This is a genomic window from Myxococcus sp. NMCA1 (genome assembly GCF_026810205.1).
In the GTDB taxonomy this organism is placed as follows: Bacteria; Myxococcota; Myxococcia; order Myxococcales; family Myxococcaceae; genus Myxococcus; species Myxococcus xanthus_A.
This window is the reverse complement of record NZ_CP113950.1, coordinates 1,149,332-1,174,998: the sequence shown is the minus strand read 5'-3', so window position 1 is coordinate 1,174,998 and position 25,667 is coordinate 1,149,332. Positions and strand designations below refer to the sequence as shown.

The following is a 25,667-nucleotide window of genomic DNA, read 5'->3' as shown; positions in this document are numbered from 1 at the left end:
TCCCGTCATCTGGAGCAGGAAGTCATGTCACCCCATGGAACCTGGAGGCGGTCCGCCACGCGGGCCGTGCTCGCCACCGGCGTCGCCGTGTGGCTGGGCCCCGGCGCGGCCGGAGCCAATGAGCAGCGGTATCAATCCCAACTCGAAGCCGTTGCCCGGCAGGCACCGGAGGCACAGGCACCTGAGCCCTTCACGAGCGCCCCCGTGCTGGAGCGCGCGGAGCTGGTGCGGCAGGTGCTCGCGCGCAACCCCTCGCTGGAAGCAGCGCGTGAGGCGTGGCGCGCCAGTCTCGAACGCTACCCGCGTGAGACGGCGCTCGAAGACCCGATGCTGACCTATGAAGTCGCGCCGCTGAGCATCACTGGCAGCGTGCCCTTCGGACAGGTCGTGGGGCTGAGCCAGCAGCTCCCCTTCCCCGGCAAGCGCGGCCTGCGAGGGGAGATGGCGCTGGCGGAAGCGCAAGCGATGCGCGAGGACCGCGAGGCCCTGCGTCTGCGCCTGGCCCTCATGGCCTCCACGCTCTTCGATGACTTGTTCGTCGTGGAGCGCTCGCTCGACGTCACGGCGGAGCACCTGCGGCTGCTCGGGCAGCTCAAGAAGAGCGCGGAGGCCCAATACGTCACCGGCCGCGCCTCGCAGCAGGATCCGCTCCAGGCGGAGGTGGAGCTGAGCGAGGTGCTGCGCGAACAGGTGATGTTCGAAGCCGAGCGCGAGCGGCTTCGCGCCCAGCTCAACGGCCTGCTGCACCGCGCCCCCCAGGCACCGCTGCCGCCACTGCCGGAGGCCATGCCCGCGCATGCCGCGGAGTCCGTGCCCGCCGAACAGCTGCAAGACGAAGCGCTGCGCCTGCGCCCGGAGCTGGAGGGCCTGCGGGCCCGGCTCGGTGGAGGCGAGGCCGCCGTCCGGCTCGCGAAGCGCGACTACTACCCGGATGTCATGGTGATGGGTGAGTACAACTCCATGTGGATGGACACGCCCCACCAGTTCATGGCGGGCGTCACCATCAACATCCCGCTCGACTTCGGCAAGCGGAAGGCCGCTGTGCGGGAGGCCGAGTCCGGCCTGAAGCGCCTGCGCCGGGAGGAAGAGCAGCTCATCTCCGACATCCGCGTCGAGGTGGAGCAGGCGCGCTCGCGTGCCGAGGAGACGCGGCGGGTGGTGGCGCTCTTCCAGGAGCGGCTCGTCCCCGCGGCGAAGGACCAGGTGTCCGCCGCCCGCGCGGGCTTCGAGAGCGGCAAGAACAGCTTCCAGGTCCTCATCGAGGCGGAGCGCGGCCTGCGCCGCGTGGAGCTGCGTGAACAGACGGCCCTGGCGGACGTGCAGCGCCGCCGGGCGGAGTTGGACAAGGCCATGGGCCACACCCCGGGTCTGCCCCGGAACGGAGAGACGCGATGAGCCCCCCGAACCGCCGCCGCATCGCCCCCTGGCTGGGCGTGCTGACGCTCGCCGTACTCGTCGCCGTGACCTGGAGGCCCCTCGCGGGCTGGTTCTTCGGCACCACGTCTCACACCGGCACCGCGCCCGCCACGCATGACGCCCACGGTCGCGCGGGCACACCCCTGCCCGACGCCGCCCTGGAGTACACGCGCGCGGCCTTCGAGGCCTACGAAGGCGCACGGGCCCTGCTCGCGCAGGACGCCGTGGAAGGACTCGCGGCCAGGGCTGGAGAGCTGAAGGCCGCGCTCCAGCAGGCCGCCGAGGCCACACAGGGTGACGGCACGCCGCTGAAGGCATGGCTCCAGCAGGGCGCGGACGGCGCCTCGCACCTCGCTGCGGCGAAGGACGCCGAGGCAGCGCGCCAGCACTTCGCGCGCGTGAGTGAGGCGCTCATCGCCCTGGCGTTCGCCGATCCGCGGCTCCAGGAAGACTGGCACGTCTTCGAATGCCCCATGGTGGACGGGGTGAATCAGTGGCTCCAGCGCGAGCCCAAGCTGGAGAACCCGTACATGGGCCGGCGCATGCTGGCGTGTGGCACCACCAGCGAGTGGCGCTCGGCCGCTCCCGCGGGTGCTCACGGCGAGGGCGATATCGCGCACTACACCTGCCCCATGCACCCGTCCGTGAAGCAGCACGGCCCGGGCGCGTGCCCCATCTGCGGCATGGACCTGACACCCGTCAGCCGCGCCGAGCTGGAGAGCGGCATCATCCGGGTGGACGACCTGCGGCGGCAGCGCATCGGCGTGAAGACGGCGAAGGTGGCGCAGGCCCCCATGGACCTGTCCCTGCGCGCGCTCGGCCGCGTCACCTTCGACGAGAAGTCGCTGGTGGACGTCACCCTCAAGCTGGACGGCTACATCCACGAGCTGCGCGTCAACGCCACGGGCGAGCCGGTGAAGAAGGGCGACGTCCTCTTCACCCTCTACAGCCCGGAGCTCTACGCCGCGCAGCAGGAGTACCTGCTGGCGCGTCAGAGCCAGAGCGCGGCCAACGCGTCACTCGTGGGCGCGGCGCGCAAGCGGCTGGAGCTGTGGGGCCTGTCCGCGGCGCAAATCGAGCGCGTCGCCCAGCGAGGCCAGCCGGTGGAGAACATGCCCTTCCTGGCGCCCGCCAGCGGCTACGTGATGGAGAAGAACGTGGTGGAGGGCGCGGCGGTGAAGGCCGGCGAGCGCCTGTTCCGCATCGCCCCGCTGGCGAAGGTGTGGGTGGAGGCGGACGTGTACGAGCAGGACCTGGCGCGCGTGAAGCCGGGCCAGCCGGTGGAAGTCACCCTGCCCTACCTGCCTGGGAAGAAGTACGCGGGCCACGTCGGCTACGTGTACCCGTCCTTGCAAGGCGCCACGCGCACGGGGCGCATCCGCATCGAGCTGCCCAACCCGGAGCTGGAGCTGAAGCCGGACATGTACGCGGACGTCCGCTTCGTCCTGCAGGGCGGCGCGCGACTCCAGATTCCCGACTCGGCCGTCATCTACACCGGCCCGCGGCGGCTGGTGTTCGTGGACCTGGGCGAGGGACGGCTGCGGCCCCAGGAGGTGAAGCTCGGCATCAGGGGAGAGGGCACCTACGAGGTGCTGGAGGGCCTGTCGCCCGGCGACGTCGTCGTCACCAGCGGCAACTTCCTCATCGCGGCGGAGAGCCGCATCCGCTCCGCCACGGACTCCTTCGGAGGCAGCCATGCAGCCCACTGAGCACGGTGAACAGGGCTTCATCGGCCGAATCATCGGCGCGTGCGCCCGCAACCCGTTCCTCACCATCCTGCTGGTGGGCGCCCTGGCGGCGTGGGCCGTCCACGCGGTTCGCAACACCAAGCTGGACGCCATCCCCGACCTGTCCGACACGCAGGTCATCGTCTTCACCGAATGGATGGGACGTGGGCCGGATCTGGTCGAGGACCAGATCACCTACCCCATCTCCTCCTCCCTGCTGTCGGCGCCGAAGGTGAAGGCCGTACGTGGCCAGTCCATGTTCGGCATGTCCTTCATCTACGTCATCTTCGAGGACGGCACGGACATGTACTGGGCGCGCAGCCGCGTGCTCGAATACATGGAGACGGCGCGCGGACGCCTGCCCGCGGGTGTGACGCCCATGCTGGGTCCGGACGCCACCGGCGTGGGCTGGGTGTTCCAGTACGCGCTCGTGGACGAGAGCGGCAAGCACTCCCTGGCGGACCTGCGCAGCCTCCAGGACTGGAACGTGCGCTACGCGCTGTCCAGCGTGCCCGGCGTGGCGGAAGTCGCCAGCGTGGGCGGCATCGTCAAGCAGTACCAGGTGCAGGTGGACCCCAACCAACTGCGCGCCTACGGCGTGACGCTGGGCGAGGTGACACGCGCGGTCCGCGAGTCCAACGAGGACGTGGGCGGCCGGGTGATGGAAATCGCGGGCCACGAACACATCATCCGAGGGCGTGGCTACATCCGCTCCACGCAGGACATCGAGAACATCCCGCTGAAGGTGAGCGAGGACGGCACGCCCGTGCTGGTGCGCAACGTGGCCACGGTGAGCCTGGGGCCGGACATCCGCCGGGGTGTCGCGGAGCTGGACGGCAAGGGCGAGGTGGCCGGCGGCATCGTCGTCATGCGCTACGGGGAGAACGCGCTCACCGTCATCGAGGCGGTGAAGGAGCGCCTGGAGGAGGTGCGCGCGGGCCTGCCGGAGGGCGTGGAGCTGGTCGTCACCTATGACCGCTCGGGGCTCATCGAGGAGTCCATCAGCACGCTCAGCCGGGCGCTGGTGGAGGAGATGCTGGTGGTCAGCCTCATCATCTTCCTCTTCCTGATGCACGCGCGCAGCGCGCTGGTCACCATCTTCACGCTGCCCCTGGCGGTGCTGCTCGCCTTCATCCCCATGTACTACCAGGGGCTCACCGCCAACATCATGAGCCTGGGCGGCATCATCGTCGCCATTGGCGCCATGGTGGATGCCTCCATCATCATCGTGGAGAACATCCACAAGAAGCTGGAGGCGTGGGAGGCGGAAGGCCGCCCCGGCGAGCGGCGCGAGGTCATCATCTCCGCGATGCAGGAGGTGGGGCCCTCCATCTTCGGCACGCTGCTGGTGCTCACCGTCGCCTTCCTCCCCGTCTTCACGCTGGAGGCCACCGAAGGCCGGCTCTTCAAGCCGCTGGCGTACACGAAGACGTACTCCATGGGCTTCGCCGCGGTGCTGGCGGTGACGCTCACGCCCGCGCTGGCGGTGCTCTTCATCCGCGGACGCATCCGCCGGGAGGACGAGAACCCCCTCAACCGCTGGCTGGTGGCTCTCTACATGCCGGTGGTGCGCTTCGTGGTGCGGCACGCCAAGGTGGTGGTGGCGCTGTCCGTGGTGGCCATGGCGATGACGATTCCGGCCTTCATGCGGCTGGGTCATGAGTTCATGCCGCCGCTCAACGAAGGCGCCATCCTCTACATGCCCACCTCGCCGCCGGGCATGTCCATCACCGAGGCCACGCGCATCCTCCAGTCCATGGACGGGGAGCTGAAGCGCATTCCAGAGGTGGTCAGCGTCTTCGGCAAGGCGGGCCGCGCGGAGACGGCCACGGACCCGGCGCCCCTGTCCATGTTCGAGACGACGGTGGTGCTCAAGCCGAAGTCCGAGTGGCGCAAGGGCCTCACCTGGGAAGCCCTGCTGGCGGAGATGGACGAGACGCTCCAGTACCCGGGCATGCCCAACATCTTCTGGATGCCCATCCAGACGCGCACGGAGATGCTGGCCACCGGCATCCGAAGTCCGCTGGGCATCCAGGTGTTTGGCGACAACCTGGACACGCTGGAGCAGGCGGCGGTGGCCATTGAAAAGGCCGTGGCCCAGGTGCCCGGCACGCGCAGCGCGTTCGCGGACCGCTCCACCGGCGGCTTCTACGTGGACATCGGGGTGAAGCGGGAAGAGGCCGCGCGCCTGGGCCTGGGCGTGAAGGACATCAACGAGGTGGTGATGGGCGCCATCGGCGGAGAGAACGTCTCCCAGACGGTGGAGGGCCGCGAGCGCTACCCCATCAACGTGCGCTACGCGCGTGAGTACCGCGACAGCCCCGAGCTGTTGAAGGAGGTGCTGGTCCCCACCCCGGCCGGCGCGCAGGTGCCGCTGGCCCAGGTGGCGGACGTTCGCTTCGTGCAGGGCCCGCCGATGATTCGCAGCGAGGGCGGCAAGCTCGTCACCTACGTCTTCGTGGACACCGCGCGGCCCATCGCGGACTACGTGAAGGACGCGAAGGCGGCGGTGGCGCGCGAGGTGAAGACACCCACTGGCGTGCGCGTGGAGTGGAGCGGCCAGTTCAAGTACTTCGAGCGCGCCACCGAGAAGCTCAAGGTGGTGATTCCCGTCACCCTGCTGCTGGTGTGCCTTCTGCTGTACTTCAGCACGAAGTCCGTGGTGGAGATGGGCATCGTCCTGCTGGCGGTGCCCTTCAGCCTGATTGGCGCGGTGTGGCTGCTGTACCTGCTCGACTACAACATGAGCATCGCCGTGTGGGTGGGGCTCATCGCCCTGGCCGGGCTGGACGCGGAGACGGGCGTGGTGATGCTGCTCTACCTCACCCTGGCCCATAAGAAGGCGGACCAGGAGGGACGGCTGCGCTCCATGGCCGACCTGACGGAGACCATCGTTGATGGCGCGGCGCGTCGTATCCGTCCCAAGTTGATGACGGTGATGACGGACATGATTGGCCTGCTCCCCGTGCTGTGGAGCACCGGCACGGGCGCGGACGTGATGAAGCGCATCGCCGCGCCCCTCGTGGGCGGCCTTGTGACGTCGTTTTTACTCGAGCTGACCGTGTATCCGGCCATCTTCGCCCTCTGGAAGCGGCGCCACCTTCCCCAGGAACAGCCAGAGGAAGGCACAGGAGAGCCACCCCTGCCCGCCGAAACTCAGACAGCCTGAAAAAGTGCAATCCAGCTGAATCCAGCCACTCAAGTTCGCCCCGGGAGCTACGCAACTCCCGGGGACTGGGCGCCGATAATCCGGGCAGATTCACGCAGCCTCTACCCCCTGGAAGCCCTCATGAGCCTTCGCCTGCCCTCGCTCTCCTCCGTGTTCCGCGCCACTCAGGCGCAGGCCCCCCGCACCGCCGCCGCCGCGGCCGCCACGGTCTCCGCGCCGCCCGCGGGCCTGCGCAAGGGCGACTCCGGGCCCAAGGTGAAGCAACTGCAGGATGCGCTCGTGAAGGTGGGCTACATGACGAAGGCCCAGGTGACCACCGGTCCCGGCTCCTTCGGTCCGCAGACGGAAACGGCGGTGAAGAAGTTCCAGGCGGACAACAAGCTGCCCGCCACCGGCTTCTACGGTGACCTCACGCACGCGGCGCTGAAGAAGGCGCTGGGCACCAGTGGCCCCACCACGCCCACCACCCCGGGCGGCAAGTTCACCAAGCCCGCGGTCATCAACGCGCCCTCGCCGAACCAGAACTCGCGCGGCGGGACGAAGATCGACACCATCGTCATGCACCACACCGCGACCAACAACGGCGCGGGCGACCTGTCATGGATGCGCAATCCGCAGAGCAAGGTGTCCGCGCACTACATGGTGGACCGCGACGGGAAGATCTATCAGCTGGTCGGTGACGACAAGCGCGCCTGGCACGCGGGCAAGGGCGAGCTGCACGGCGTGCCCTCCGACATCAACAACCGCTCCATCGGCATCGAAATCGTGAACGACGGCAGCGGCAAGACGCCCTTCACCGAGGCGCAGTACAAGTCGCTCACCCAGCTCACCGGCTACCTGAAGCAGCAGCACAACATTCCGATGAAGAACATCGTGGGCCACGCCGACGTGGCGGTGCCCAAGGGCCGCAAGAACGACCCGGCGCCCAACTTCGATTGGAACCGGCTGCGCAAGGGCATCTCCTGACAGTCTTCTTCCCCTGCGTGCGAGGAGGCTCGCTGAGTGTGAGCCCCTCGCACGCATTGCGTTTGGAAACGTGGTAGAAGGCCGCCTGCGTGCTCCGAATCTGGCTCATCGTCTGCCTGTTCCTGTTCGCCCCGGGCCTGGGGGGCTTGATGCCCACCCTCACTGGCGCGGTGGGCGAGGTCTGCACGCAGAGCTGCCCGGACGATGATGACCAGGGGCAGTGCGCCCCGGACTGCATCGACTGCACCTGCTGTAGCCATGTGCGCTCCGTGGCCGCGCATGCCCCGCCGCCTTCCTTCGTGCTGCTCGTGTCGCGGCCCTTGCGCGTCGCCTACGAGAAGGCCGAACCGTTGTCGGCCGACGGGGGTGACATCCTCCACGTCCCGATAGCACCCCTCGCGTAGGTCGCGTCCGCCGTCTCGTTCGCTCGCGTCCGCCAGGACAGGTGTGCCCGTGTGTCATCGCGGGGCACGCTCCACCTGACGCACGCCTCCCTTTCGCGAGGTCATCGCCGTGCCCCATCCACTCACGGTGGCAGCCTTCGGGCTCGCCGCCACACTCCTATTTCCGCGTGTCGCCGCGGCCCAGCCGGGCTCCGCCGACGCCGCGCTGTCTCTTGAAGAAACCCTGGCCCTGGCCCGCCAGCGCGCACCCGCGCTGCTGGAGGCCGCGGGCCGCGCCGCCGAGGCCCAGGGCCCCGTGGCGGCCGCCGCGTCGCTGCTGAATGACAACCCCACCTTCGAGCTCCAGGCGGGCCCGCGCAGTGACCCTGGCTCGCCGGGACACCCCGCCGTGCGTGGGGTGGACTTGAGCGTGGGCATCAGCCAGTCCTTCGAGCTGGGTGGAAAGCGCGGCGCCCGCCGGGAGTCCGCGCGCGCCGGTCTGGAGATGGAGACGGCCCGCCAGCGCGACGCCGAGCGCCGGGTGCTGGGCGACGTCGCCGCGCGCTTCCTCCAGGCGCTGCATGCGCGGGAGCGGCTGAGCCTCGCGCGAGAAGCCGAGGCCGCCGCCCGGGAGACGGCGAACTCCGCCCAGCGGCGCTTCGAGGCCGGTGATGTGCCCGTGGTGGACGTCAACGTGGCGCGCGTGTCCCTGGCCCGCATGCGCGCGGAGGTGGCCACCGCGGAGGGGGACGAGGCCGTCCAACTCCACCAGTTGCGCGCGATGTTGGGCCTTCCGCTCACGCATCCGTTCGCCATCCGCGGTGAGCTGCGAGTGCTCGCGCTCCAGCCTGACACGGAGGCGAAGACAAACACCGTGGCGGCGCGGCCCGATATCACCGCGTTGGAAGCGGAACTCGCCCAGGCGGATGCCGACCGCCGCATGGGCCGGGCGAGCGTCTGGCCGGACATCACCGCGGGGTTTCTGTACCAGCGGGAGATTGATGAAATCGCCTACCTCGGCGCCCTCAGCGTGCCGCTGCCGCTCTTCGACCGGGGAGACAACGCCCGGGTAACGGGCGAGGCCCGCGTGCGCCGGCTCCAATCCCTGCTGGCCGCGGCCCGGTTGGAAGTGGACGTCCAGGTGGAGGCCGCGCGCGTGCAGCACCGCAAGCGGCTGGAAGCCGTGACGCTGCTGGAAGCCGACGCACTGCCGCTGCTCAGTGACAACGAAAGTCTCGCTCGCCGCTCCTACGAAGCCGGAGAGATGGGCCTCGCCGAATTCCTCCTCGTTCGCCGCGACACGCTGGAAGCGCGTGCCGCCTACCTCGACAGCCTCCTCCAGGCAGCCCTCGCCCGCGTCCAACTGGCCGTGGAGACCGGAGCCCTTCCATGAAGCCCCTCCACGCCGCAGTGGCCGCCCTCCTCCTGCTCACCGCCTGCAAGCGCGAGACGCCGCACGACGAGCAAGAGCACGGACATGACGAGCCCCCCGCCCAGGCAGGTGCCCACCACGACGACCATGGCGTGCCCCACGTCCGCATCGCGTCGGAGATGTTGAGAGACTTGCGCATCACCACCGCGCCCGTGGGCGTGCGACCGGGCGGTGAGAATGTCACCGTCCTGGGAGAGCTCACCTTCAGCGAGGACGCCTACGCGGAGGTGGCCTCCCCCATCGCCGCCCGCGTAAGCGCCGTCTTCGTCACCACCGGTCAGGAGGTGAAGCAGGGCGAAAAGCTCGCGGACCTGCGCAGCCCCGAGCTGGGCAAGGCGCGCGCGTCGCTGCAAGCGGCCCAGGCCCAGGCCCAGGCCGCGCGTCAGGCCGCCGAGCGCAAGCGCACGCTCGCTGACGAGCGCATCATCGCGCGCAAGGACGTACAAGCCGCCGAGGCAGGGGCCGCCGCCGCCGAGGCCTCGGTCGCCGCCGCGCGCGCGGAGCTGGTGGCCCTGGGCGTGAGCGAAGAAGAGCTGCGCGGTGGCAACGTCCCTCCGGGCTTCGTCCTGCGCGCCCCCCTGTCCGGCACCGTCGTCGAACGCACCGCGCGGATGGGGCAGATGGCGGACCCCAACCTGCCGCTGTTCTGCATTGGTGACGTGTCCTCGCTGTGGCTGGTGGTGCACGCCTTCGAGCGTGACGCCGTGCGCATCCAGCGTGGCACGCAGGCCCGCATCACCTTCGCGGCCTTTCCGGGCCAGGAGTTCATGGCGAAGGTGGGCCACGTGGGGCAGCGCGTGGATGCGACTTCACGCACCATCCCCGTGAGGCTGGAGCTGGACAACGCCGACGGCCAACTTCGGCCCGGCATGTCCGCGTCGGCCTACATCCCATTGGGGGACCCGGGAGCGCCCATCACCGCCGTGCCCGCGGCGGCGCTCCAGCGGCTGGAAGGTGGCTGGGTGGCCTTCCTGCCCACGGACGCGCGCGGCGTCTTCGAGCGGCGCGAGGTGGGCCGGGGCCGCACGCTGGGCGGCGACGTGGAGGTCCTCACCGGACTGAAACCCGGCGAGCAGGTGGTGGTGGAAGGCGCGTTCCTGCTCAAGGCGGAGGCGGAGAAGTTGAGCGGCGGAGGGAGTGACGGCCATGCGCACTGAGGCCCCCGACTCCTGGATGAACCGCATCCTGCGGTCCTCCTTCGCCCGGCCTGGTCTCACCGTGATGCTGGCCCTGGCGCTCTCCGCCTTCGGCGCGGTGGCGCTCCAGGGACTGACGCGCGACGTGTTCCCGGACCTGTCCGCCCCCATATTCAACGTCATCGTGCAGAACCCGGCGATGGGCGCGCAGGAGCTGGAGACGGCCGTGGCCATCCCCATGGAGGTGGCGCTCGCGGGCCTGCCCGAGGTACGCCGCATCCGCTCCACCTCGCAGCTGGGCGTCACCCAGCTCACGGTGGAGTTCGAGCCAGACGCCGACTACTTCCGCAGCCGGCAGTACGTCGTCGAGCGCGTGGCCCAGGCGCAGAGCGAGCTCCCCCCCGGCACGGACGTGCCGCTGGTCTCCAGCCTCACCGGGCGACTCAATGAGGTGTTCGAGTTCACCCTGGAAGCGGAGCCCGGCGCGGCGGAGCTGATGACGCTGAGGGATTTGGCCGAGTTCGAGGTGAAGAACCGGCTGCTCGCCGTGCCCGGTGTCGCCGGTGTGGAGCGCCTGGGTGGCTACCTGCGCCAGTTCCAGGTGCAGCTCGACCCGGACCAGATGGTGGCGCGTGGCATCACCCTGAACCAGGTGGAGCACGCGCTGGAAGGCGCGAACCTGAACGCCTCGGGCGGCTTCGTGGTGCAGGGCCCCATGGAGTGGACGGTGCGCGCGGTGGGGCGCGCGGAGTCCGTGGAGGACCTGCGCGACACCGTGGTCGCCGTGCGCGACAGCACGCCCGTGCTGCTGGGCGACGTGGCCGACATCCGCGAGGCCCCCGCCGTGCGCCGGGGCATCGCCCACCGGCTGAAGGGCGAGGTCGTGAGCTGCCGTGTCATCAAGCAGTTCGGCGCGGACACACAGCGGGTGACGGCGGGCATCCGCGTCGCCATCCAGGAGTTGAAACAGGGCCTGCCGCCCGGCGTGCAGCTTCGCATCGTGTATGACCAGTCGGTGCTGGTGGACTCCGCGCTGGGCGGCGTCAGCCGGGCCATCCTGCTGGGCGCGGTGCTGGTGGTGCTCGTGCTCTTCCTACTCCTGGGAGACTGGCGCGCGGCGCTCATCGTCACGCTCACCCTGCCCCTGTCCCTGGCGCTGGCGGGCGTGCTGCTGAAGTTCGCCGGCATCGGCATCAACACGATGACACTGGGCGGACTGGCCATCGCCGTGGGCCTGCTGGTGGACGCGGCCATCATCGTCACGGAGAACATCGTCCACGGTCTGCGTGAAGCGAAGGGTCAGCGCTCTCGACGCGAAGTGGCGCTGGCGGCGTCCATGGAGATGGCCCGGCCCATCGCCTTCGCCACGCTCATCGTCGTGTCCGTGTTCATCCCCCTGTTCGCCATGACGGGCATCGAGGGGCGCATGTACCAGCCGCTCGCCGCGGCCGTGGTGGCCTGCCTGACGGCGTCGCTGGGACTGGCCCTCACGCTGGTGCCGGTGGCGTCCGGGCTCTTCCTGCGCACGCCCCGCGAAGGACAGCCCGAGGACGTGTGGGTCATCCGCAAAATCAAACACGTCTACGCGCCCATGCTGGAGGCGTGCATGCGCCACGCGGGGCTCGTGCGGCTGGTAGCTTTGGCCATCACCGTACCCGCCCTCTCGCTGGCCTTCGTGGTGGGCAGCGACTTCATGCCGAAGCTGGATGAAGGCGCGCTGCTGCTCCAGACGGTGCTGCCGCCGGAGGCCTCGCTGGAGGAGGTGGACCGGCTCAACCACCTGGTGGAGGACGCGCTGTTGAAGTTCCCGGAGGTGGAGGACGTGGTGCGCCGCACGGGCCGTGCCGAACGCACGGAAGACCCGATGCCGCACACGCTGTCGGACGTGCTCGTCATCCTCAAGCCGGAGCGGGGACGTTCGATGGAGGACCTGGAGGCCGCGATGCGTGAGGCGGTGGGACAGGTCCCTGGCGTGTCGACGCTGTTCACCACGCCGCTGGGCATGCGCATCGATGAAGGGCTCGGCGGCAGCCCGGCGGACCTCTCCGTGCGCATCTTCGGGCCGGAGCTGGAGACGCTGGCCGGACTGGCGGAGCGGGCGCAGGCCATCATGTCGAAGGTGGAGGGAGTGGAGGACTTGCGAGCGGAGAAGTTGACCGGCTTGCCCCAGCTGCGCATCACCGTGAATCGCGCCGCGGTGGCGCGCGTGGGCCTGACCCCCGGAGACGTCATCCACGCCGTGAAGGTGGGGATGGTGGGCCAGGAGTTCGCCCAGGTGTGGAAGGGCCAGCGCCGCTATGACTTGCTGCTGCGGCTGGCGGACCACCGCCGGGGAGACGCCACCGCCATCCGGGGTCTGCTGGTGGACGGGCATGACGGCACGCGCATCCCGTTGAGCCAGCTGGCCACCATCGAGGAGACCTTCGGCGCGGGCAGCATCCGCCGCGAGGCGGGCAGCCGGCGCATCGCCGTGGAGGCCAGTGTCGCGGGCAGGGACTTGGGCAGCACGGCGGCCGAGGTGCGCGAGCGGCTGGCGGCGGAGCTGAAGCTGCCCACCGGCTACTTCCTGGACGTGGGCGGGAAAGTGGAGAGCCAGCAGCGCGCCGCGCAGGCGATGACGGTCGCCATCGCGGTGGCCCTGCTCGCGGTGTTCATCCTGCTGTACCTGGCGCTGGGCTCGCTGGCGGAGTCGCTGGTCATCATCGCCACCCTGCCGGACGCCTTCGTCGGCGGCATCCTCGCGCTGCTCATCGCCGGGGAGACGTGGAACGTGTCCAGCCTGGTGGGCCTCATCGGCCTGTTTGGCATTGCCGTCCAGAATGGCCTGGTGCTGGTGGCGCAGACGAAGCTGCTCATGCAGCACGGCAAGCCCTTCAATGAGGCGATTCGAGAGGCGAGCATCGGCCGCGTCCGCCCCAAGCTGATGACGGCGGGCACCGCCATCCTGGGCCTGCTGCCGCTGCTGGTGCTGCCACTGCACGGCACGGAAGTGGAGCGCCCCCTGGCCGTCGTCATGGTGGGCGGGCTCGTCACCTCCACGCTGTTCACCCTGCTGGTGCTGCCCACCTTCTATGCCTTCGTGCACGGGTGGCAGGTGCGAGTGACGCAGCGGCTGGCCGCCCGGAAGGCTGCTCGGACCCAGACGCCAGGGGAGCACTGAGACGACGCACCGCCTGGAGAGCCGCCGCCCTGTCCTCGCAGGGCGGCGGCGAACCTGCGCCTACTTCGCGTTGGTGACCATGTCGGCGCGCACCTTGCCGACAATGCCTTCCCACTTTCCGTTGGCGCCGTGGCCGTGGGACTCGGCGTCATCGCGGAACGCCACGAAGTGGTTGGTCCACTTGGCCTGGCCGCCCTCGCACGCGTTCGCGCCGGTGGTCAGGTCATTGCAGAACCAGTCGGACGGGTTGCAGTAGGCCCCGCCCGCGCTGCCCGACACGCCGCCCGTGGAGTGATAGGACACCGCGTCGTCGTCCTGGCCCGGGAGGAGCCCCGAGTACACCTTCCCCTTGGCGCCCGCGTACATGTTGAACCGGATGCCACGCGTGGTGTTGTGGTTGTACATGGCGCGCGCGGTGGTCGTCTTGAGGTCGCTGACGATGGGGTCATCCACGGCCCACTCGCCCATGTCCGCCAGCTCGCTACCACCAGCGGCACCCGACGCCACGTTCACCCACTTGATGTTCCAGCCCGTCTGCGTCTTCCCATCCGTGTTGCCACACACACCGCTGGCATTCGGTGTCGCGTTCTTCTTGTAGCGCGCCGAGCCGCCATACAACGCCAGCGCGTAACCAATCTGGAGGTTCCCCGCGCTGTGCACTGCGATGTAGCACCAGTTGTCTCCGGTGCAGTAGCAGTCGAGCGCATCCCGGATGCGCTCATTCTGCCCGCCAATGCGCTGCCGCCCGTCCCAGTTGACGGCCTTCTTGTTCACCCCCGCAGCCGTGGACGCGGGCCCCCAGGCGGAGAAGTCGGCGTAGTTGCCCGGCTTCGTGCCTCCGGAGTTCTTCCCGTGAATCCACAGGGTGTAGTTGGTGGCCAACGCCTGGGGCGCGAACAGCAGCGCCGCGCCTGCCAGCGCCGCGCGAACGGGAAACCGCATGGGGACTCCGGGGGGATTGCGAGGGGGCGCCACGCTAACAGCGTGCGAGTGTTTCAGCCCAGGGCTCCATTCAGACACATGGAACGGCCCCAGGTATCGTGAGACCCAGTGTCTCCACCGTGTCTCACGACACGCCGCGTCGCAATGGCTCTCAGGTCCGCATCTTCAGTCGTGTTTCATGCACCGTGTCCCCCACGGCGCCGGGCTTCTCGCGCTCGGCGGCGCGCAGCAGGCGGAGGATGCCGGGACCGAGCACGTCGATTTCCGTGGAGGCATAGGCCTCCGTGCCGAAGCGGCGGATGGTCTCCGTCTGCTGCCGGAGGATGCGCGCGTCCTGCCCGAAGATGTGGAGCGCCACGGGCATGATGAGCGGGAGCGCCGCGCGCACCAACCAGCGGGGCAATGGCAGACGGAACGTCACCACCGCGTACACCAGCGTGTCCCAGTCCGACACGGGCGTCATCGCGGAGGTCACCATGATGTGGCTGGTGTCACCGATGCGGTACTCCACCTGGGCGATGGAGGGCATCAGGAAGCGATCGAAGTGCTGCACCACCCCGCCACCCGGCGCGAGCAGCCGGCCCACGAGCCCGCTGGGACGCGGCTCGCCGATGTACTCGGCCTCCACCTTGTCCGCGCTCCGGCGCACCACCACGTCGATTTCGTTCCGCTTCTCCTCGGTGCGGAACAGCCCGCCATGGAGGTACGCGGTGTGGGGCACGTCCAACGTGTTCTCCAGCGTGGAGTGCAGCGAACCGGGGGCCCGCAGCGTGCGGCGCACGGTGGTGTATTCGCGCGCCTCCAGCAGCGGGAAGCGGTAGGGCTCCGTGGTGGGCTCGACGCCCGGCGTGGAGTAGACCCAGACGAAGCCATCCTGCTCGCGCGTGGCATGCGCCGTGGCACAGCGAGCACGCGCGCCGGGCTCGCCCAGGAAACCAGGGATGGCGCGGCACTGCCCCGCGCCGTCGAAACGCCAGCCGTGGTAGCCGCACTGGAGCTGGCCTTCCTGCACCCGGCCCAGCGACAACGGCACGTTGCGGTGCGGGCAGCGGTCCACCAGGGCCGCGGGCTTGCCGCCCTCACCTCGGAAGAGCACCAGGGGCGAACCCTGGAGCGTGCGCGCCAGGGGCTTGTCTCCCAGCTCACTCGAAGCACAGAGGATGAACCAGGCGTTGGGCAGATGGACGACGGAGATATGTCCAGCGGGCGTACCGGAGGTGCGCCCCTCCTCGCGAGAGCTCATGGAGCGCACTCTAATCGGCCTCGACGGCGAGTGAAGGGCTCCGCGACAGGGCCGTTCCGGCTTGTCTGGTCTCTTCCGGGCGGACCTCTCACGCGGGAAGGTCGGCGGCGCGCTGGGCGGCCTCCGGGTTGGGCGTCTGCGACATGACACCGCCGCCCATCCTCCAGCACGAGTCCGAACACTGGGTGCACATGTCCGCGCAGGCCTTCATCACCACGTCCTCGCCCATTTGCGCGCAGGACTCCGCGCAGCGCCCGCAGACTTCCGAGCAGGCGAAGCAGGTGCGGCTATGCAGCTCCGAGTCCCGCAGCATGAAGTTCGCGCTCGTCTGGCAGATTTCCGCGCAGTCCATCAGCAAGCGCAGGTGTCTGGCCTCCGCATGCTTGCCGCCCTTTCCCAGACAATACGTCAGTGTCTCCAGGCAGACGCGGTGACAGGCCAGGCAATCCTCGATGCACTGGCGCATCTCGCTGTCGGCGTTCATCACTTCGACTGAGGCCATGGTGTCCACCTCTCCCAGGGTGCGGTGCGTTCGAGCTCAAGGGTGGGCATCCCAGCGCCGCTCCGGTGGGCCTCGGCGGGCCGCCCGCCCCCGGCCCAAGGGAGGAGGCCCGGTACAGGCGGCCTCCCACACAACCGGGCCTACAGCTTCAGCTTCCGCAGCCGGAGCGCATTGCCGATGACGGACACCGACGAGAGGCTCATCGCGGCACTGGCGAAGATGGGACTGAGGAGCAGACCGAAGACGGGGTACAGCACGCCCGCCGCCACCGGCACACCCACGGCGTTGTAGATGAAGGCGAAGAAGAGGTTCTGCCGGATGTTGCGCAGCGTGCCCTGGCTCAGGCGGCGTGCCCGAGCGATGGCCCGAAGGTCCCCCTTCACCAGTGTGACGGCTGCGCTCTCCATCGCGATGTCCGTCCCGGTGCCCATGGCGATGCCCACGTCCGCCTGCGCCAGCGCGGGCGCATCGTTGACGCCGTCTCCCGCCATGGCAACCACCCGCCCCTCCTGCTGGAGCTTCCGGACGGCGTCGCCCTTCGCCTCCGGCAACACCCCGGCGATGACCTCGGTGATGCCCAGCCTCCGCGCCACCGCGTCCGCCGTCGTCTGGCTGTCGCCCGTGAGCATCACCACCCGAAGCCCTTCCTCGCGCAGCAACGCCAGGGCCTCCGGCGTGGAGGACTTCACCGGGTCCTCGACACCGAGCAACCCCGCGGCCTTCCCCTCCACCGCCACCAGCACCACCGTCTGCCCCTCTGCTCGCAGCGCCTCGGCCCGGGAGGTCAGGTCCCCACCATCCACCTGGAGCGCCTCCGTCAGGGCCGCGTTGCCCAGGGCCACGTCGGCGCCCTCCACCTTGCCCACGACGCCCTTGCCCGTGAGCGAGCGGAAGTCCTCCACGGGCGCCAGCGTCACGCCACGCTCCTTCGCGCCCGCGACGATGGCCGCGGCCAACGGGTGCTCACTGCCACGCTCCAGGCTCGCGGCCAGCCGCAGCAGCCGCGCCTCCTCGAAGCCCGGCGCGGGCACCACCGTCACGAGGCGCGGCTTGCCCTCGGTGAGCGTGCCCGTCTTGTCCACCACCAGCGTGTCCACCGCCTCCAGCCGCTCCAGCGCCGCCGCGTCGCGGATGAGGACGCCCGCCTGGGCGCCGCGCCCGGTGCCCACCATGACGGACATGGGCGTGGCCAGCCCCAGCGCACAGGGGCAGGCGATGATGAGCACCGCCACCGCGTTGACCACCGCGTGCGCCAACCGAGGCTCGGGTCCCCAGATGGCCCACACGCCCGCCGTCACCACCGCCACCGCGATGACCACCGGCACGAAGACGGCCGCCACCTTGTCGGCGAGCCGCTGAATCGGCGCGCGGGTGCGTTGCGCTTCACTCACGCGCTGGACGATGCGGGAGAGCAACGTGTCCTGGCCCACGCGCTCGGCGCGCATCACCAGTGAGCCCGTGCCATTCACCGTTCCGCCCGTCACCTGCGCGCCCGGGGCCTTCTCCACGGGCAGCGACTCGCCCGTCACCATGGACTCATCCACCGCGCTGGTCCCCTGGAGCACCACGCCGTCCACGGGCACCTTCTCTCCGGGGCGCACGCGCAGCGTGTCCCCAGACTGGACGCTCGCGAGCGGCACATCCTCCTCGTGACCGTCCTCTCCCATTCGCCGCGCCACCGGCGGCGCGAGGCTCAGCAGCGCCCGCAGTGCACCGGAGGTCGCGTGCCGGGCGCGCAGCTCCAACACCTGTCCCAGCGCGACCAGGGTGACGATGACGGCGGCGGCTTCGAAATAGAGGGGCGCGGAGCCGCCGTGCCCCGTGCGCAGTCCCTGTGGCAGGGCCTGCGGCAGCAGCGTGGTGAAGACGCTGAACAGATACGCCGCGCCCGTCCCCAGGGCGATGAGGGTGAACATGTTGAGGTGCCGGTTTCGCACCGACGCCCAGCCGCGCTGGAAGAAGGGCCAGCCCACCCAGAGCACCACGGGCGTGGCCAGCACGAGCTGCGCCCAGGCCAGCACGCCCGCGGACACCGCGTGTTGCACCGGCTGCCCGGGAATCATGTCCGACATGGCCAGCACGAGCAGCGGCACCGTGAGCGCCAGGCCCACGCGGAAGCGCAGCCGCATGGATTGCAGCTCCGGGTCCGGCGGCTCCTCCGCCAGCACCGTGCGCGGCTCCAGCGCCATGCCGCACTTGGGGCAGCTCCCCGGGCCGTTCTTCACCACCTCCGGGTGCATGGGGCACACGTACTCCACGCGGGACTCCTGGACGGGAAGCGTCTCGGGCTCCAGCGCCATGCCGCACTTGGGGCAGGCGCCGGGATGCGATTGGCGGACCTCCGGGTCCATGGGGCAGACGTACAGGGTGCCCGGCGCCGGCGTCGGTTCCGGCGCGGTCTCCGCGGGCGAGAGGTAGCGCTCCGGGTCCGCGCGAAATCGCTCCCGGCACCGGGGATTGCAGAAGGCGTAGGTCAGCCCGGCGTGCTCCAGGTGACCGCCCTTCGGGGCGTTCGGGTCCACCTTCATGCCGCAAACGGGGTCGATGGCGGGCGCCTCCCCGGCCGGAGAGGGAGGGGGCGTGCGGGAATGCGGCGCGTGCGAATGGTGTTGGGGCATGGCGCTTCGAGGCTCCTTTCGCCCAGGCCAACGAAGCACCCGGCCGGCTCTTTCTGGGTGTTTCCCTAGAGGTAATCTCTCCTCCGGCCACGGACATTCATCTTGACCTCCAAGCACATACCCTCTCGCTCCATGGCTGGCCGTCGAGAGCCCCTGGACGAGGAGCAGAGTGCTCTTCACGACTCGTGGGACACGGTGCTGCGCACGGTGGGCCGGGTGGTACTGGGCACGGTGCTCATCTGGGGGGTGTGCTCGGCGCTGCGGTATGGCGTCCATGCCACCAGTGACACGTTGCTGGCGTTCGCGTCGGGACGGAGCCTCTGGTGGGCGCCGCTGGTGCTCGCGGGCGTGCTGCTGCTGGGCGGACTGCTGCGAGGACTGCTCAACCGCCGGCCCGGCTGGAGCGACGTGGCCTCGGATGGGGTGAACGTCGCGCTCTTCAACTACCACATCACCTACGAGGACCCGGCGGACGACCCGCGCCCTCGCTACTCACGGCCCGCCATCCGGCTCGCCCTGCGCAAGGCGGTGGCCACGTTGCTCACGCTGGGCACCGGCGCGTCGGGCGGGCTGGAGGGTCCGGTCGTGCTGGTGGGCGAGTCCCTGGGCGCGGGCGTGGCCCGCCTCACCCGTGCCCGCTCCGAGCACACGCTGCGCACCTGCCAGCTGGCGGGCATCGCCGCGGCGGTGGGAACGCTGCTCAACGCGCCGTTCGCCGCCGCGCTCTTCGCGCTCGAGGTCGTCTACGGCAACCGCATTGTCTACCGGAAGCTGGCGTACTGCCTGCTGGCGGGAATCATCGCGTACGCGCTCAACAACCGCCTCCTCGGCTTCAAGCCCATCTTCGTGGCGCCGCCGCACCCGCACACGTACACGCTGGGGGAGTACGGACTCACCGCGCTGGTGGCCGTGGCGGTGTCCGCACCCATCGCGCTGCTGTTCGGCCTGACCATGAAACACACGCGCCAGGTGGTGGAGCGCGTCAGCCCGGTATTGCGCGGCGCCATGGGGGCGCTGTGCACCGTCCTGGTGGCCGGAGGGCTCTACTACGGCGCGGGCATGGACTTCCGGCACGTGCTGGGCATGGGCGAGTACACCATCGCCCAGCTGCTGGCGGATACGCCGGGGCCGCTGTCGCTGTGGTGGTACCTGCTGCTCATCGTGGGTGGGAAGCTGCTCACCACGGGCTTCACGGTGCAGTCCGGTGGCTCAGCGGGCATGCTCATCCCCAGCATGGTGCTGGGCGGCGTGTCGGGCGCGGCCACGGCGCAGATGCTCGCGTCGGTGACGGGCACGGGGCCGGCGGACGTGACGGTGTTCGTGGTGGTGGGCATTGCCTCCGCGCTGGTCGCGGTGGTCGGCGTGCCCCTGGCGGCCATTGCCCTGGTGCTGGAGGTGTTCGGCTCCGCGTATGGCCCGCCCGCCGTCCTCGCCTGCTGCGTCACGTACGTGCTGACGCTGCGGTTGTCTGTCTACAACGAGCAGCGCCGCGTGCAGGCCGTGGCGGCGGAGCCCGTCGCGAGCGATTGAGCGGGGACACGGCAGGGACGCACGGTCCCTGGTGACATATTGCCGCGCGACAAAACGCCACAGCTCCGCCCGGCAGTGCACTCGGCACAGTGCCGTGCCATGAAAAAGCACGCTTCCCTCTCTTCACTCCCCGCTTTGGGCCGGATGCTGGCCCTGGCCGCCATGGCACTCCTGGCACTGCCCGCCTGTGGTGATGACGGCGCGACCGACGAGCAACTCCAGGCCTCGGAGGATCAACGCCGCCAGCTCGAGCAGCAGGTCTCGGAGCTCGAGGAAGAGGTCACCCGGCTCGAAGCCCAGGTCGCGCGGCAGCAGTTGGACGCGGAAGCAGCTCAGGCGGAGCTGGCCGACATCACCCAGCAACTCGAAGAGGCACGGGAACTGCTGGCATCGCAGGACTGGGAGGGCGTCTATCAACAGCTCACCCAGGTGCGCGCGGAACTCGCGGCGCTGCGAACCCAGCTGGCCGCCATGGACGGCAGCCTGGAGCTGAACGCGGCCTTCGTCTTCGGCACCGCGCCATTCGCCCTGGGCCAGACGTACGCCACCGCGGGCGGAGGCACCGTCACCTTCTCCCAGATTCGCTACTGGCTCTCCAATGTGACGCTGCTCAAGCAGGACGGCACCACGAGGGCGCTCACCGACAGCTACCACCTCATGGAGGTCATCAACGCGCAGGAGTTGGACGGCACCTCAACCCCCGTGACACTTCCCGCCAACCGCCGCGAGCGCGTCCAGGCCCGAGCGGTCCCCGCGGGCACCTACTCGGGCATCCGGTTCAGCATCGGCGTGGACCCCACCTACAACGACGACCTGAGCCGCCAGGCGGGCGAACTGCACGTCCTCCAGAACATGGCATCCGTAAGCTGGATGTGGTTCACCAGCTACATCTTCACCAAGACGCACGGCACCTACGTGACGGCCCAGGGCACGCAGGGCGACTTCACCTGGGACACCGGTACCAACGCCAACTACCGCACGGTGGAGTTGCCGTTCCCCACCACTGTCACCGTCAATTCCCAGAAGCACCTGGCGGTGAACCTGCAAGCCAATGTGGAGACCCTGTTCACGTCGCTCAGCCCTCGTACCACGCCCAGCATCGGCGCCACACAAAGCACCGAGAGCGCCACGCTGTCGGACGGTTTCGCCAACATGTTCTCCCTGGTGTCGGTGGAGAACGCCGACCGATGAGCCCCGCCGCGCCTCGGAGCATGGCTGCGGCGTCCTTGGCCTGGCTCCTGCTGGGCGCGTGTGGAGAAGGGCCCTCCTCGCCAGACGCGGAGGGCCCATTCCCACAGCATCTCCCCGTGGGCATGACGTCCATTCCCTCGCCTCCGGACAATCCTCTCACGCCCGAGGGCATCGCCCTGGGACGCTGGCTGTTCCACTCACCTCGGCTGTCCTCCAATGGCCAGGTGTCCTGCGCCACCTGCCATGAACAGGCACGAGCCTTCGCGGACGACGCGGCCCTCACCCGGCGTGGCGTCAGCGGACGCCCCCTGGTGCGACACGTCCCCGCCCTCATCAACCTGGCCTGGATGGAAGGACTCTTCTGGGACGGCGGCTCGAAGAACCTCGAGTCCCTGTCCCTGGCGCCGCTCACGCACCCGGACGAGATGGGTAACAGCCAGCTATCGTCCATGATGGCGCGGCTGTCCTCGGAGCCGGAGTTCGCCCAGCGCTTCGAGAACGCCTTCGGCCCTGACAGCCTCACCCTGAGCAACCTGCTGCGCGCCCTGGCCCAGTTCCAACGGACGCTCGTCTCCGCGGACTCCCGCTATGACAGATGGCGCCGGGGTGAGCCAGGAGCGCGACTGAGCCCTCGAGAGCAACACGGGATGGCGCTCGTCCAGCGGCACTGCGCCACGTGCCACGCCACGGAGCTCTTCACCGACAACGCCTACCACAACAATGGATTGGACTCGGACGCGGCCTTTGGCGAAGGCGAGGCGGAGTCGCGAGGCAGGGGGCGCGTCACGCAGCGCGCCGAGGACGCGGGGCGATTCAAGACGCCCACCCTGCGCAACGTGCCCGTCACCGCGCCGTACATGCACGACGGACGGCTCGCGACCCTGGAAGACGTCCTGGAGCACTACCGCGGCGGCATGGTGGCCTCCACCACGCTCGACGCCGCCTTCCAGCGCGAAGGTCCATCTCCCGGGCTGTCGCTGGATGACGCGGAGAAAGACGCCATCCTCGCCTTCCTCCACGCCCTGACAGATGAACCGTTCCTCACCGCGAGCGAGCTGGCGCCTCCGCCGTGAGCACAGCGGTCCTCACGGCACGGTGGACGGGTCCGAGAAGCGCGGGTCCGTCAGGAACTCCGTGTCGGTGAGCGACTCGAGGAACGCCAAGACGTCTTCCTTCTCCTGCTCGGTCAGCGTGAAGCCTCTCACGAAGCCACTCTGCAGCGGACTGGTCTCGCCGCCGCTCACCAGCCGCGCGTGTCCTCCCGCGGCGTAGTGGTCCAGCACGTCCGACAGCGTGGCCAGACTGCCGTCATGCATGTATGGCCCGGTGACGGCCACGTTGCGCAGGGACGGCGCGCGGAAACGGCCCATGTCCTCGGGACGGCCCGTCAGCTCGATGAGGCCCGGGTCCTCGGCAGGGTACGCGCCCTGGCCGTTCTCGTTGTAGAGGCCCGTGTTGTGGAAGGGCAGGATGGGCTCGGACGTCGCCTCGTGCACCGTGGCGTCCTGGAAGTTGAAGCCGGTGTGGCAGTGGTCACACTCCAGCCGCTCCGAGAAGAACAACTCCATGCCCCGCTTCTGCTGCCGCGTCATGGCCTCCACTTCATTGCCATACACATAGCGGTCATATGCGGAGTTACCGGAGATGAGGCTGCGCTGGAACGACGCCAGCGCCCGCGTCAGCGTGGCCACGGACACGGGCTCCACGGCCTCCGGAAACGCGCGCTGGAACTCCGCCGCCAGTTCCGGGACCGCGCGCAGCCGGCCGAGCAACTCCTCTTCCCTGTCACCGAAGCCCAACTCCACCGGCTCCTTGCCGAACAAGGGCACCAACGCCTGCGCCTCCAACGTCGTAAGCGAGGGATTCGCCCAGGTGAGACTCGTGGCATAGGCGACGTTGGCCAGCCCCTGGGCGTTGCGGCGGTGCGTCTCGCCCGTGCTGCCCTGCGACGTCACCAAGGGCTCGGTGAAGGCTCGCGCCGGGTCATGGCAGGACGCGCAGGACTGCGTCTCGTTCCGTGACAGACGCACGTCGAAGAAGAGCCTCCGGCCCAGCTGCACCTTCTCCTCCGTCATCGGATTGTCCGCGGGCACTCGCGGCGTGGGAAACCCCATGGGCAGCTTCCACACGTAGCTCTCCGCCTCGCCGTCCGTGCCGCCACAGCCCGCGCCCAGCCAGGCCAGCACCGCCAGCACCCCTGCTCGTCTTCCCACGCGCCACACCATGACGTCCCCCTCCTACTCCGCCTTGATGAACGCCTGCGGCCCCGGTGCCCCCTCCTGGCTCCGGTGCGTCAGCCCCATCCGGCTGAACACGGGCGCGCAGTCCGGGTCCGTCTGCTGCGACATGCACCCCACGGAGGTGTTGGGCACCGCCGCGTTCTCATCCAGGTTCGAGCCCGAGAAGAGCGCCCCCAAATCCAGCACCACCTTGCCAGACGCCAGGTCGAACGAGTCCAGGGCCACCTCCGGACGGTTGCCGAACGTACATCCCGCGGTGCCGTTCGTCTGGCCCTCCGGCGGCGGTGCACAGTCCGTGCTCCCCAGGTGCATGACGTGCCCTCCGGGAAGTCCCGTCGTCCGGCCCTCGATGCGCGTGAAGAGATAGCCCGAGCGCCAGCCCCAGTAGAGGCTCGTGTCGTTCAGCGGCGAGGGCGCCGTAGACACATCGAGGTGGTTCTGCGTCTCCGGCACGCCCAGCTTGAAGCGCAGGCCGGTGTAGTTGCCCTCGGGCGCCGTGCCGGTGATTCGCAGGTTCGTCGCCTGGGTGCCGTTGGTGCACAGGCCCGTCTTGTCCGCGAAGTCGAGCAGCGCCGTGCCTTCAACCTGCCACCGCGCGTCCTGCTCGAGCTTCAGCGGCACCTCGGTGCCCTCAGCCGTGACGAGCCGGACGTCGTGCAGGTACACGCGCAGGTCCATGGGCTCGTACGTCGTCCCCGTCGTCCCCACCCCGGTGTAGGTGCGGCCACATGCGAAGGGCTCGCTGCCCACCCGGGCCTCGAAGGGGATGGCGACTTCCATGTCATCGCCACAGCCCAGGACGCCCAGCAGCGCGAAGGGAAGCATACGGACGGCACGACGATGAGCGAACACCATGGCGGACTCCCTTGGAATGGAGTCTCCGCGTAACGCAATCCCGACGGGTGGAGAACGTGGCAAGTTGCCACAGGCCGCAGTACTTGCCCCATGGAGGGCAGCAGGCGACCACCCTCAGCCGCCTTGCACGTTGTAGCCCGCGTCGCCGTAAGGCTTGAGCCGGTCCAACCAGAGCGCCTCCAGCACCTTCAGCTCCTCCTCCGGCGCCACCACGGGCTCGTCGGAAGGCTTCAGCACGTCGAGCACCTCGAAGGTGAACCGCTCCGCCCCGTAGCGCTTCCAGTCCTCCAGCAGCGTGGGCAGGCGATCCATGCCCGTGGACAGCTCGAAGCGGATGCGATTGAGCATGCCCTGGACGTTGGCGCTCGCGCCCACCAGCACCTTGCCATTGGCGAGGCAGCGCACGGCGTACACGCCCATGGGCGGCGGTGCTTCCCGGTAGGAACGCTTCAGTTCGGAGCGGCGGGAGTCAGCGGACATGGGAGACCTCGTGTCTGGAGAAGTTGAAGCGTGGGAAGGCGAATGCCGGACGAACCGCTGGGCGAGCCGGGCCTGCGCGGCCCCGTCCCTTGGCGCCATCCAGTCGCGGCCCGTGCACGACCAGTCTGCGTCCGCGGGGTCGACACCGAGCGCCTCGACGAGGCTGGCCTCGCAGACGAAGAACTGCTCGCGGAACGGAAAGAGGAAGCCGCCCTGCGCCCGCAGGGAGTCAGCGGCCTCCGCATAGGAAGAGAACCAGCGGTTGAGGTGGGCGCCGCCCACGTGGGCGAGCAGGTGCTCGAAGTCGAGCTCACGCACCTGCTTCAGGTCGACCCAGGTGGCGTGCCCCTGCTCACGCGCGATGACGGCCAGCGCATGCTTGCGTTGTACCGAATCCTTCCGCGCGAGCACCTCGCCCAAGGGCAGTCCCGCGAAGCCGGGCAGGACGCGCAGCCGCTCCGCTGCCCGGGCCGCGCGCGACGCATCCGTCGAGGCCAGCTCCTTGAGCAGGAGCGACGCGCGGACCTTGCATTCGTGGAGGGAGACGACGGTTCGCATGAAAAGTCCCTTGGCGTCGGCCCTCACCCGTTCGTGGGCCGTGGAAGGAACTCATCTGGAACTGTCGAACGGCGGAGAGAAGCGAGGGTGACGTCGTCTTTTCGGGCAGGCGCCCCTCG

The 25,667-nt window shown here is 69.5% G+C and carries 18 protein-coding genes; 11 read left to right on the top strand and 7 right to left on the bottom strand.

Features of this window, described 5'->3' with window-relative positions; genetic code table 11:
* Positions 1-24 precede the first annotated feature (24 nt).
* From OZ403_RS05065 to OZ403_RS05030, 8 genes are all read left to right on the top strand, one after another.
* The gene (locus OZ403_RS05065) at positions 25-1,395 is read left to right on the top strand and encodes a TolC family protein (RefSeq protein WP_140797344.1); all 1,371 of its coding nucleotides are present in this window, start codon (positions 25-27) and stop codon (positions 1,393-1,395) included.
* A complete protein-coding gene (locus OZ403_RS05060; protein ID WP_268783613.1) occupies positions 1,392-3,125 on the top strand; it encodes an efflux RND transporter periplasmic adaptor subunit in 1,734 nt (577 codons plus the stop codon). The genes OZ403_RS05065 and OZ403_RS05060 overlap by 4 nt, the downstream gene beginning before the upstream one ends.
* Positions 3,112-6,312: an efflux RND transporter permease subunit gene (locus OZ403_RS05055; RefSeq protein ID WP_140797343.1), complete on the top strand. Its 3,201-nt coding sequence runs from the start codon at positions 3,112-3,114 to the stop codon at positions 6,310-6,312. The genes OZ403_RS05060 and OZ403_RS05055 overlap by 14 nt, the downstream gene beginning before the upstream one ends.
* A 120-nt stretch (positions 6,313-6,432) precedes the next feature.
* Positions 6,433-7,278, top strand: coding sequence for a peptidoglycan recognition protein family protein (locus OZ403_RS05050; RefSeq protein ID WP_140787797.1), 846 nt, complete (start codon positions 6,433-6,435; stop codon positions 7,276-7,278).
* 89 nt (positions 7,279-7,367) lie between these two features.
* Entirely contained in the window at positions 7,368-7,682 is a 315-nt protein-coding gene (locus OZ403_RS05045; RefSeq protein WP_140787795.1) for a hypothetical protein, read from the top strand.
* A 109-nt stretch (positions 7,683-7,791) separates the two neighbouring features.
* On the top strand, positions 7,792-9,054 hold the full coding sequence (locus OZ403_RS05040) for a TolC family protein (RefSeq protein ID WP_140787793.1): 1,263 nt from the start codon (positions 7,792-7,794) through the stop codon (positions 9,052-9,054).
* The gene (locus OZ403_RS05035) at positions 9,051-10,250 is read left to right on the top strand and encodes an efflux RND transporter periplasmic adaptor subunit (protein WP_268783612.1); all 1,200 of its coding nucleotides are present in this window, start codon (positions 9,051-9,053) and stop codon (positions 10,248-10,250) included. Before OZ403_RS05040 ends, OZ403_RS05035 begins: the two co-directional genes overlap by 4 nt.
* Entirely contained in the window at positions 10,240-13,389 is a 3,150-nt protein-coding gene (locus tag OZ403_RS05030; protein ID WP_268783611.1) for an efflux RND transporter permease subunit, read from the top strand. Before OZ403_RS05035 ends, OZ403_RS05030 begins: the two co-directional genes overlap by 11 nt.
* Positions 13,390-13,449: 60 nt before the next feature.
* On the opposite strand, the gene OZ403_RS05025 is transcribed toward OZ403_RS05030, so the two are convergent.
* From OZ403_RS05025 to OZ403_RS05010, 4 genes are all read right to left on the bottom strand, one after another.
* Complete coding sequence (locus OZ403_RS05025) at positions 13,450-14,331, bottom strand: hypothetical protein (protein WP_140787787.1); 882 nt, start codon at positions 14,329-14,331, stop codon at positions 13,450-13,452.
* Between the two features lie 151 nt (positions 14,332-14,482).
* Entirely contained in the window at positions 14,483-15,574 is a 1,092-nt protein-coding gene (locus OZ403_RS05020) for an aromatic ring-hydroxylating oxygenase subunit alpha (RefSeq protein WP_140787786.1), read from the bottom strand.
* Between the two features lie 88 nt (positions 15,575-15,662).
* A complete protein-coding gene (locus OZ403_RS05015; RefSeq protein WP_140787784.1) occupies positions 15,663-16,076 on the bottom strand; it encodes a four-helix bundle copper-binding protein in 414 nt (137 codons plus the stop codon).
* A gap of 140 nt (positions 16,077-16,216) precedes the next feature.
* A complete protein-coding gene (locus OZ403_RS05010) occupies positions 16,217-18,694 on the bottom strand; it encodes a heavy metal translocating P-type ATPase (RefSeq protein ID WP_268783610.1) in 2,478 nt (825 codons plus the stop codon).
* 132 nt (positions 18,695-18,826) lie between these two features.
* Here OZ403_RS05010 and OZ403_RS05005 point away from each other — a divergent pair, with 132 nt between their 5' ends.
* From OZ403_RS05005 to OZ403_RS04995, 3 genes are all read left to right on the top strand, one after another.
* Positions 18,827-20,224 carry a chloride channel protein gene (locus tag OZ403_RS05005; RefSeq protein WP_268783609.1) on the top strand — a complete coding sequence of 466 codons (1,398 nt, stop codon included), beginning with the start codon at positions 18,827-18,829 and terminating at the stop codon, positions 20,222-20,224.
* A gap of 99 nt (positions 20,225-20,323) precedes the next feature.
* Positions 20,324-21,415, top strand: a complete 1,092-nt coding sequence (locus OZ403_RS05000; protein WP_268783608.1) for an MbnP family protein — start codon at positions 20,324-20,326, stop codon at positions 21,413-21,415.
* A 122-nt stretch (positions 21,416-21,537) separates the two neighbouring features.
* Positions 21,538-22,488, top strand: a complete 951-nt coding sequence (locus OZ403_RS04995) for a cytochrome-c peroxidase (protein WP_268783607.1) — start codon at positions 21,538-21,540, stop codon at positions 22,486-22,488.
* Positions 22,489-22,500: 12 nt separating this feature from the next.
* Here the strand turns inward: OZ403_RS04995 and OZ403_RS04990 are convergent, their stop codons facing one another.
* The 3 genes from OZ403_RS04990 to OZ403_RS04980 form a co-directional block, all read right to left on the bottom strand.
* Positions 22,501-23,640 carry an MbnH family di-heme enzyme gene (locus OZ403_RS04990; protein WP_268783606.1) on the bottom strand — a complete coding sequence of 380 codons (1,140 nt, stop codon included), beginning with the start codon at positions 23,638-23,640 and terminating at the stop codon, positions 22,501-22,503.
* A gap of 12 nt (positions 23,641-23,652) precedes the next feature.
* A complete protein-coding gene (locus tag OZ403_RS04985) occupies positions 23,653-24,480 on the bottom strand; it encodes an MbnP family copper-binding protein (protein ID WP_237078054.1) in 828 nt (275 codons plus the stop codon).
* A gap of 144 nt (positions 24,481-24,624) precedes the next feature.
* Positions 24,625-25,548 (bottom strand): GIY-YIG nuclease family protein, encoded by a 924-nt coding sequence (locus OZ403_RS04980; RefSeq protein ID WP_174259986.1) that lies wholly within the window; start codon positions 25,546-25,548, stop codon positions 24,625-24,627.
* Positions 25,549-25,667 lie beyond the last annotated feature (119 nt).